This is a genomic window from Nocardia sp. NPDC051787 (assembly GCF_040681325.1).
GTDB lineage: Bacteria > Actinomycetota > Actinomycetes > Mycobacteriales > Mycobacteriaceae > Nocardia.
The window spans coordinates 1-8,948 of record NZ_JBFAYO010000062.1 but is presented as its reverse complement, the minus strand read 5'-3'; the positions used below and the strand labels follow the sequence as shown (position 1 = coordinate 8,948).

11 protein-coding genes are annotated in these 8,948 nt (G+C 68.1%); 8 read left to right on the top strand and 3 right to left on the bottom strand.

Going from position 1 to position 8,948, the window contains the following annotated elements; all coding sequences use genetic code 11:
• From AB0M45_RS33565 to AB0M45_RS33555, 3 genes are all read left to right on the top strand, one after another.
• The coding region (locus AB0M45_RS33565) for an NAD-glutamate dehydrogenase domain-containing protein (protein ID WP_364337472.1) at positions 1 to 1,581 on the top strand (1,581 nt) is incomplete at its 5' end.
• Between the two features lie 8 nt (positions 1,582 to 1,589).
• Positions 1,590 to 2,042 (top strand): thioesterase family protein, encoded by a 453-nt coding sequence (locus tag AB0M45_RS33560; protein ID WP_195132490.1) that lies wholly within the window; start codon positions 1,590 to 1,592, stop codon positions 2,040 to 2,042.
• Between the two features lie 48 nt (positions 2,043 to 2,090).
• Positions 2,091 to 2,756: a hypothetical protein gene (locus AB0M45_RS33555; protein WP_364337469.1), complete on the top strand. Its 666-nt coding sequence runs from the start codon at positions 2,091 to 2,093 to the stop codon at positions 2,754 to 2,756.
• A gap of 590 nt (positions 2,757 to 3,346) precedes the next feature.
• Here the strand turns inward: AB0M45_RS33555 and AB0M45_RS33550 are convergent.
• A complete protein-coding gene (locus tag AB0M45_RS33550) occupies positions 3,347 to 3,658 on the bottom strand; it encodes an AzlD domain-containing protein (protein ID WP_364337467.1) in 312 nt (103 codons plus the stop codon).
• On the bottom strand, positions 3,655 to 4,350 hold the full coding sequence (locus AB0M45_RS33545; protein WP_364337465.1) for an AzlC family ABC transporter permease: 696 nt from the start codon (positions 4,348 to 4,350) through the stop codon (positions 3,655 to 3,657). The genes AB0M45_RS33550 and AB0M45_RS33545 overlap by 4 nt, the downstream gene beginning before the upstream one ends.
• Positions 4,351 to 4,403: 53 nt before the next feature.
• Here AB0M45_RS33545 and AB0M45_RS33540 point away from each other — a divergent pair, with 53 nt between their 5' ends.
• Positions 4,404 to 4,970: an XRE family transcriptional regulator gene (locus AB0M45_RS33540; RefSeq protein WP_364337463.1), complete on the top strand. Its 567-nt coding sequence runs from the start codon at positions 4,404 to 4,406 to the stop codon at positions 4,968 to 4,970.
• A 4-nt stretch (positions 4,971 to 4,974) separates the two neighbouring features.
• Here AB0M45_RS33540 and AB0M45_RS33535 read toward each other — a convergent pair whose 3' ends face one another.
• Complete coding sequence (locus AB0M45_RS33535) at positions 4,975 to 5,679, bottom strand: HNH endonuclease (protein ID WP_364337476.1); 705 nt, start codon at positions 5,677 to 5,679, stop codon at positions 4,975 to 4,977.
• Between the two features lie 236 nt (positions 5,680 to 5,915).
• Here AB0M45_RS33535 and AB0M45_RS33530 point away from each other — a divergent pair, with 236 nt between their 5' ends.
• From AB0M45_RS33530 to AB0M45_RS33515, 4 genes are all read left to right on the top strand, one after another.
• Positions 5,916 to 6,320: a globin gene (locus tag AB0M45_RS33530; RefSeq protein ID WP_364337461.1), complete on the top strand. Its 405-nt coding sequence runs from the start codon at positions 5,916 to 5,918 to the stop codon at positions 6,318 to 6,320.
• 112 nt (positions 6,321 to 6,432) lie between these two features.
• Positions 6,433 to 8,007, top strand: coding sequence for a glycoside hydrolase family 13 protein (locus AB0M45_RS33525; RefSeq protein ID WP_364337474.1), 1,575 nt, complete (start codon positions 6,433 to 6,435; stop codon positions 8,005 to 8,007).
• Between the two features lie 104 nt (positions 8,008 to 8,111).
• A complete protein-coding gene (locus tag AB0M45_RS33520; protein ID WP_364337459.1) occupies positions 8,112 to 8,390 on the top strand; it encodes a hypothetical protein in 279 nt (92 codons plus the stop codon).
• Positions 8,377 to 8,841, top strand: a complete 465-nt coding sequence (locus AB0M45_RS33515; protein ID WP_364337457.1) for a DUF5130 domain-containing protein — start codon at positions 8,377 to 8,379, stop codon at positions 8,839 to 8,841. Before AB0M45_RS33520 ends, AB0M45_RS33515 begins: the two co-directional genes overlap by 14 nt.
• Positions 8,842 to 8,948: the final 107 nt, after the last annotated feature.

The following is an 8,948-nucleotide window of genomic DNA, read 5'->3' as shown; positions in this document are numbered from 1 at the left end:
GTCGACCTGCTGTGGAACGGCGGTATCGGGACCTACATCAAGGCGAGTACCGAGACCAACGCCGAGGTGGGCGACAAGTCCAACGACGCGGTCCGCGTCAACGGAAACCAGTTGCGGGTCAAGGTGGTCGGCGAGGGCGGCAACCTCGGTGCGACCGCCTTGGGGCGCATCGAGTTCTGCCGCAACGGCGGCAAGATCAACACCGACGCGCTGGACAACTCCGCGGGCGTGGATTGCTCCGATCACGAGGTGAACATCAAGATCCTGCTGGACGCCGTCGTCTCCGGCGGACAGCTGCCCGACACCGAGCGCAACCCGTTGCTGGCCTCGATGACCGACGAGGTCGCGCAGCTGGTTCTGCGCGACAACGTGGCGCAGAACTTCCTGATGGGTATTTCGCGCACCGAGGCGTCGCAGATGCTCAGTGTCCAGATGCGGCTCATCGAAGATCTCGAGCAGCGCCGCGGCTTGGACCGCGAACTCGAGGCGCTGCCCTCGGAGCAGGAGATGAAGCGCAGGCGGGAAGACGGCGCTGGTCTGGCGTCGCCCGAGCTGTCCAACCTGATGGCGCACGTGAAGCTGTCGCTCAAAGCCGATCTGCTCGATTCCGACCTGCCCGACAGCCAGTACTTCGCCGCGCGGCTGCCCGACTACTTCCCGACGCCGCTGCGCAGCCGTTTCGGCGCGGCGATCAAGCGGCACCGGCTGCGCAGGGAGATCGTCACCACCATGATCGCCAACGAGATGGTGGACTACGGCGGCATCACCTACGCGCACCGGTTGAACGAAGAGGTCGGCGCGACCACCACCGACGCGGTACGCGCCTTCGCCGCGGCCAGCGGGATCTTCGACCTGCACGAGATGTGGGCGCGGATCCGGGTATGCGACGCACCCACCTCGGTGCGCGACCTGCTCGAGCTGGAAACCAAGCGGACACTGGATCGAGCGTCCCGGTGGCTGCTGAGCAACCGGCCGCAGCCGATCGCGGTCGGCTCGGAAATCAGCCGGTACCGCAACGAGGTGCGCGAGCTCGCACCGAAGGTGCCGGGCTGGCTGCGCGGACACCACGTATCCACGCTCACCGACCAGTCCGCCGAACTGATCGCGCGCGGTGCTCCGACCGATCTGGCCACCGAGGTCTTCGGCCTGCTCAACTTGTTCCCGTTGCTGGACATCGTGGACATCGCCGACATCACCGACCGGGACGGCGACGAGGTCGGCTCGCTGTACTACGCGCTCAACGATCACCTCAAGATCGATTGGCTGCTGCAGGCGGTCAGCCACCTCGAACGCGGCGACCGCTGGCACGCGCTGGCGCGGCTGGCGTTGCGCGACGACATGTACGGGTCGCTGCGTTCGCTGACCCTCGACGTGCTCTCCGGTGGCGACCCCGAGGAGACGGCGGACGAGAAGATTGCATACTGGGAGTCGAAGAACCAGTCCCGCCTCGGCCGAGCCAGGGCGGCACTGTCGGAGTTGTTCGAGTCCGGAACCCACGATCTCGCCACGCTGTCGGTTGCAGCGCGGCAAGTGCGGAGCATGGTGAGCGGGGTGGGCGCTCAGTCGGAGGTACCACGGTGACGAGGTCGATGCACAGAGACGGGACGGCGGCGGGCAGCCTTGTGCTGCCCAAGCGCTTCCACGCCAAAGTGGACGTCAGATGGTCGGACATGGACGTGTTCCAGCACGTCAACCATGCCCGCATGGTGACGCTGCTGGAGGAGGCGCGGATCCCGTGGCTGTTCGAGGACGGCCGCCCGACCGCGCCGCTGCGCGAGGGCTGCGTGCTCGCCGACCTGCGGGTCCGCTACCGCGGCCAGCTGCGGCACGAGGACACGCCACTGGATATCGCGATGTGGATCGAGCAGGTGCGCGCGGTCGATTTCACCATCGGCTACGAGGTGCGTGCCTCCGGGGCCGAGCCCGATTCACCGGCGGCGGTGGTCGCGTCCACCCAGATCGCGGCGTTCGACATGCGGGCGCAGCGGTTGCGCAGGCTCACCGACGCCGAGCGCGACTATCTGTCCGAGTGGATGGAGTGAGCCCTCGCGCGTGGGTGATCGTCCAGTGGTGACCGCGGAGCAGCCGTGATGGCGGAACAACGAGTGCTGCACGTGTCCGATCCGGCGGAGCGGGAGAATCTCGCGACCTTCCTGACCAGGGCAGGGCGTCTGGATCCCGCGGCGGTGGTGCGCCTGCGCCGCCGCGGGGAGCATTACGTGGCCGCATGGGTGGCGACCGGTTTCGAGGCACTGGCGGTGCGCACCGTGGTCGCCGAACTCGGCGTCGACGACGTGACCGTCGGCGCCGATCTGGTGCTGGCCGGGCTGGCCGGCGGTAGTCCGATCGACCTCGGATATTCGATGGACTCCGCCTGGCGTGGCGCACTGCCGCCCTCGGACGGCTTCGCGCATGTCGACGACGTGCCCGCGCGCACGTTGGTCGAACTCGCCGAGCAGGGTGCGCGGCTGGCGAAGGAACACGGCAGCAGCCACGGCCCGCCCGCGTCGCTACTCGACCAGGCCGTGCTGACCGTGTCCGGTGCGGGCACCCAGGTGCAGGTGCCGATGCGGGTCGTTTTCGCGCTCACGGCCATGGATTTCATCCCGCATTCGGGGGAGAAGGCCGATCCGCGCCGCATTCCGCCCGCCGAGATCGTTCGGGTCCGCGCAACCAGAACATGGTTGCGGCTGGACGCCCGGTACGGCTCGGTCGCCCGCCGCCTCGGCGGCGGGATCACACTCCTGCCGCAGTGAGCTGTGTCTAATTTGCAGCGCCTGCGGTGCTGCGTGTTCGCGGCCCCCTTATGGCTCGCGTCCGAGCGACCACCGCTTGCGACTTCGTCGCTTGCGCGGCGGCCACTCGGACGCGAGCCGGGCCGCGAACGGGGATGCTCGATCTCGCTTCGCTCGTAAGCGGGAGTGGAGCCGGTGTGGTTGCGTGAGATGGAAAGCGCGGCATCTAGGTGCGCCGTCGTGGAGGCGTGCGGGTGGGTGCCTGCCTGTGGCGAGTTGGTCGCGGACGTGGCGGCCACTTGGTCACGAACGGAGTCGGGGTCTCCCTCTGACTCGAAAGTCGAGGTCGGGCATATGCGGGGAACTTCGCCGATGCCGTCGGTGACGCATTGAAGCTGTTGCTGTGGCTCGCCGCGGGCCGTAGTTATCGCCGCAGTGTGCGCGATGGCCTTGGTGGGCGGACGGAGTGTGTGCCGGGTGCTGCGGCGAATTCCGTAGTAGCACATGGCCGCCCGGGAACGATCGATAGGGTGGGCGGCGCCGTCAGTAGGAGGGGACGGCGCCGCCCCGCATAAGTAGAAAACGCTGGCGGAGAACGCCTTTCGGGATGGTCATGTGACGCCGATCAGGCGCAGCAGCGCTGTGGTCGCGGCGGCGGCCAGGATCACCACCAGGATGGGTTGCTGTTTCCAGGCGAGCGCTCCACCGACGAGAACGCCTGCGGGAACCGCGAATCCGAGATCGCCCCTGCCGAGCGGCAGTGTGGTGACGGCAACGAGCGCGGTGAGCAGGACGACCGCGCCGATCTCCAGCAGCCGCATCGCCCGTGCTGGAACGTGGACCCGTTCGCGCAGCGCCGGACCGGCCCAGCGGAAGGCGTAGGTGCCCGCGGCGAGTGCGAATATTCCGGCGGCCAGCATCATCGCGCTTCCTGTGTGGCGACCGGGCCCGGCCGTTCGCGCGCCGCCACGAGCACCCCTGAAAGGGCGAGCAGCACGGGCAATCCGGTGGGCAAGAAGGATGCGCTGGCCAACGCGACCGCGGTGCCGGCGCCCACCGCGCCGAGCGTGGCTCGATCGCGCAGGGCAGGCAGCACCAGCGCGAGCAGCACCGCGGGAAACACCGCGTCCAATCCGAGGGCCGAGGTGTCGGGGACCACCGACCCGATCAACGCTCCGATCGCCGCACCGCCGGGCCACGCGAGCAGCACGCCTGCACCGGTGACCCAGTAGGCCGCCCGCTTGCGCCGCGCGTCCGGCTGCGCGATGGCGAGCGCCACGGACTCGTCGTTCATCAGATGGACCCCGAGCGTCCGCCGCCAGCCGGTGCCGACTACGTCGGGAACCGAAAGCCCGTAGGGCAGGTGCCTGGCATTCACCAGCAGCCCCGCGAGCACCGCCGCGATCGGACTACCGCCGGTGGCGACGATGCCGAGGAAAAGGAACTCCGAGCTTCCGGCGAGCACCACGCACCCGAGCAGGATGGGCAACCAGATCGGGAAGCCCGCACCGACTGCGGTTGCCCCGTAGGAGATCCCGATCACACCGACGGCGGCGCAGACGGCCACGATGCCCATCAGCGCATCCCGACTCAGTGTTCGCCATATCGAACGCATGTTTTCTATGGTGAACATGGCAGGCCGGTTCGTCAATATGGTTTTCTGTTGGCATGACGCAGCAGGATGCGACGACCACGCCCCAGGCGGTGATCGCCGCCGCGCTGCGCCGCGAGCGCACCAGGGCCGGGTTGTCGTTGAGCGAGGTCGCCCATCGGGCAGGCATCGCGAAATCCACGTTGTCGCAACTGGAATCGGCGAACGGGAATCCGAGCCTGGAGACATTGTGGGCGCTGTGCGTCGCGCTGGATATGCCGTTCTCCCGGTTGCTCGACCCGCCGCGCCCGAACGTTCACGTGATCCGGGCGGGCCAGGGTCCGGTGGTGGCCGCCGAGCAATCCGAGTATCGAGCCACGTTGCTGGCCGCCGGTCCGGCCAACTCACGGCGCGATCTGTTCCGCATCACCGCGGAACCCGGGCATGCGCGCAGATCGGATCCGCACATCCCGGGTGTCGTCGAGCATGTGCTGCTCGCCGAGGGTCGCGCGTTGGTCGGCCCCGTCGATGCACCGGTCGAGCTACATCCCGGCGACTACATCGCCTACCCGGGCGATCGACCACATGTTTTCGAAGCCTTGGCGTCGCCGACCTGGGCGACGCTCGTGGTCGAATACACCTGATCGATCAGGCCGCGCCTTCGCCGAGATACTGCAACCACACCGGGTCGAGTTCCGTCGTGGTGGACAGCAGGCGCCAGTGCGGGCCCTTCGGCGAGACCAGCGGGGACCGCAGGGTCCAGCCCAGCTCGCTGAGCAGCTTGTCGGCCTTGCGATGGTTGCACGGTGCGCAGCTGGCGACGCAGTTCTCCCAGGAGTGTTCTCCGCCACGGCTGCGCGGGATCACGTGGTCGATGGTCTCGGCCTTGCCGCCGCAGTAGCCGCACCGATAGCGGTCCCGGTGCATGAGGGCGGCTCGGGTCATCGGCACCCGGGCGCGGTAGGGCACGTGGACGTAGCTGCGCAGGCGGATCACCGAAGGGATGGCGACCGACGTCTCGGCGGAGTGCACCACCGGCCCCTCGTCGTTGTGATGAACGGCGTCGGCCTTGTCGCAGATGAGCAGGACGATCGCGCGGCGCGCGGACAAAGCGGTGAGCGGCTCGTAGGTGGCGTTCAGCAGCAGCACCCTGGTCTTGAGCCAGTTGGTGCCCTCGGCGGGCGGTGCGGTGGGGCGGGGGCCATGGTCGTGATGGCCACGATGTCCACCCGGATAATGTTCGGACACGATGTGCAGCGGAGTAGCCCCCGACCCACGATTGTGGACGTCGGCGGGCTGGAGTTGTCGGTGCGCTCGGGCCTCGTGTGACCGCGCACTGTGCCGCTGCTTCATCTCGACCTCGATTTCATGATTGGCAGGATCATGTGGTATCTGCGGAGCAGAGACTGTCACCCAGTTGACCATGGAACGTCGGGTATTGCACGGTGATTTCCAACAATGTCCGGTTAACTGTCGCTGAAGAGCTGCCCAGCCGCGACGTTTCCCGGCGCTGAGCTGCCGTGGGAGAGCAGCCGCGCGCCGCCGCGGGCACAATGGACAGCGGCGCATCCGGTGAATCGAGAGGGTCTATGACTTCGGGCGAGCAGACAGCGATGTCGTTCTACGAGGCGGTCGGCGGGGCGGAGACGTTCCGGCGGATCGTCGCGACGTTCTATCGTGAGGTAGCGGCCGACGAGGTGTTGCGTCCGCTGTATCCGGAGGAAGACCTCGGTCCGGCCGAGCGCCGGTTGCGGATGTTCCTCGAGCAGTACTGGGGCGGGCCGCGCACCTACTCCGACGAGCGCGGCCATCCGCGCCTGCGCATGCGGCACATGCCGTTCACCATCGGACCGATCGAGCGCGACGCCTGGTTGCGCTGCATGCGTATCGCGGTCGCGGAGATCGAGCCCGAAACCCTCGACGACGAGCACCGCAAGGCGCTGCTGGACTACCTGGAGATGGCCGCCAACTCGTTGCTGAACGCCCCGTTCTGACAGCACCTTCGCGCGCGCCGGGCCGGGCTGGGTTCGACCGCGTTGCGGTGGCAGGAAATTCGACTTTGGCACTATTGCGGGTGTGAGTGATGTACCAGCCGTAACTGCCCCGGTGGATCGCACCACCCAGCCGTGGTGGCGGTCGGCCGTGTTCTACCAGGTCTATCCGAGATCCTTCGCGGATTCGAGCGGTGACGGGATCGGTGATCTCGGCGGAGTCCGGGACAAACTCGGCTATCTCGAACTGCTCGGCGTCGACGCGCTGTGGGTCTGTCCGGTGATGCGTTCCCCGATGGCCGACGGCGGCTACGACGTCGCCGATCCGCGCGACATCGACCAGCTCTTCGGCGGTCTCCCCGCGATGGACGCGCTGATCGCCGAGGCGCATGCCCGCAGGATCAAGGTCACCATGGACCTGGTGCCCAACCACACCAGCGATCAGCACCCGTGGTTCCGCGCGGCGCTGGCCGCGGGCCCCGGTAGCCGGGAACGGGACCGGTACATCTTCCGCGACGGCCGCGGTCCCGGCGGCGCCGAGCCGCCGAACAACTGGCCCAGCATCTTCGGCGGGCCCGCCTGGACCAGGGTCACCGAACCCGACGGCACGCCGGGCCAGTGGTACCTGCACATCTTCGCCCGCGAACAACCCGACTTGAACTGGGCCGATCCCGAGGTCGCCGCCGATTTCGAGCAGACCCTGCGGTTCTGGCTCGACCGTGGCGTGGACGGGTTCCGGCTCGACGTCGCGCACGGCATGGCCAAACCCGACGGCCTGCCCGACATGCCCGAGCTCGCCGCCTCGGCCCTGCTCGAACACGACGACAGCGACCCGCGCTTCAACAACCCCGCGGTTCACGAGATCCACCGCCGGATCCGCAAGGTGGTCGACGAGTATCCGGACGCGGTGACCATCGGCGAAGTGTGGGTGAACGACAACACCCGCTTCGGCGAGTACGTGCGCTCCGACGAACTGCATTTGGCCTTCAATTTCCGCCTCGCCGAGTCCGCGTTCGACGCCGTGGCGGTGCGCGACGCGATCGACAACTCACTCGCCGCTGTCGGGCCGGTGTTCGCGGTGCCCACCTGGACGCTGTCCAACCACGACATCGAGCGCGAGGTCACCCGATACGGTGGCGGCACGGTCGGTGTCGCCAGGGCGCGGGCGATGATCCTGCTCGAACTCGCGCTGCCCGGCGCGGCGTTCATCTACAACGGCGCCGAGCTCGGGTTGCCCAACGTGGACAATCTGCCCGACGAGGTGTTGCAGGATCCGGTGTGGGAGCGCTCCGGGCACACCCAGCGCGGCCGGGACGGCTGCCGGGTGCCGCTGCCGTGGGAGGGCACCGCGCCGCCGTTCGGGTTCACCAGCGGGACGCCCTGGTTGCCGATGCCATTCGAGTGGGCGGAGCTGACTGTCGAAGCGCAGCTGGAGCACCTCGGCTCCACCCTGTCGCTGTACCGCATGGCGATCGAGCTGCGCCGACTGCGTCCGGAGTTCGCCGGGGACCGGATCGAGTGGTACGGCAGCCCGCCGGGCTGCCTGGCGTTCCGGCGGCCCGGCGGACTGGTTTGCGTGCTCAACGCCTCGGCCGCGCCGATCCAGCTACCGCCCGGGGAGGTGCTGCTGGCCAGCGCGCCGTCCGACGGCGGCCAGCTGCCGCCGGACGCGACGGCATGGTTGGTCTGAAGGCAGACGAAAAGCCCAGGTCACGGTGGGGTGGCATGGACACGGACAGGTCAATGGTTCGACCGGACGGAGAACTACTACAGACGATCGTCTACCTTTGACCTGTGAGCATTCTCGAGACAGTGCTGATCTTCGTCGGCATCCCGCTGGTGATCTACGGCGTCATCGCCGGATTGTCGTTTCTCGGTAAGCCACTGCCTGGCGAGAAGCCGGTCCACTTCGCCCTCGGCCAGAAGTGGACCCAGGCGCCGGTGCTGTGGAGTGCCACCGACGAGGTGACCATCTCGGGTCACCACATCGCAGAGACCTCGCATGGACAGCATGCGGCCATCGAGTCCACCGAGGTGGAGCTGATCGGAGGACGGGCAAGTGGCAGGTTCTAAGTGGCCCGCGGTGGTCGAAGCCGATCTGCCGCACGGATACGCGATCACCAGTAGCGGGCGCGTCTCCGGCGTGCACGAGGCGGGCGACGTGTTCAAGGAAGCGCCGTTCAACGATCACGAGCGGCTCACGATGGACAACGTGCTCACCGAGGCGACCCGCGCGACCAAGGTGCGCTTCAATGTCTACATCGGCGATCTGGGTGCGGACACGGCCGCGGGCGCGGACGCGATCTTCCCCACCACACCGGAGGCGGCGCGCTCGGTGCTCATCGCCGTCTCGCCCAACGAAAAGGCCATCGAGGTGCGTGCGGGCCGCGATGTCGCCGACCGCGCGAACGATCGCGTCTGCCAGCTCGGCGTCACCGCGGCGCTGAGTTCCTTCCGGCAGGGCCAGCTGATCGACGGCCTGGTCTCGGCAGTTCGTGTGATGGCCGCGGCCATCGGCAGGTAGGTAGGTAGGTGTAGCCCGGCGCGGGCCAGCCCCCCCTGCTAGGGTGGAGGGCGCCGTGCTGTTTATTCGGGGCGGGGTGTGGAGGGGGGGGGGGTAGAGATATTAAT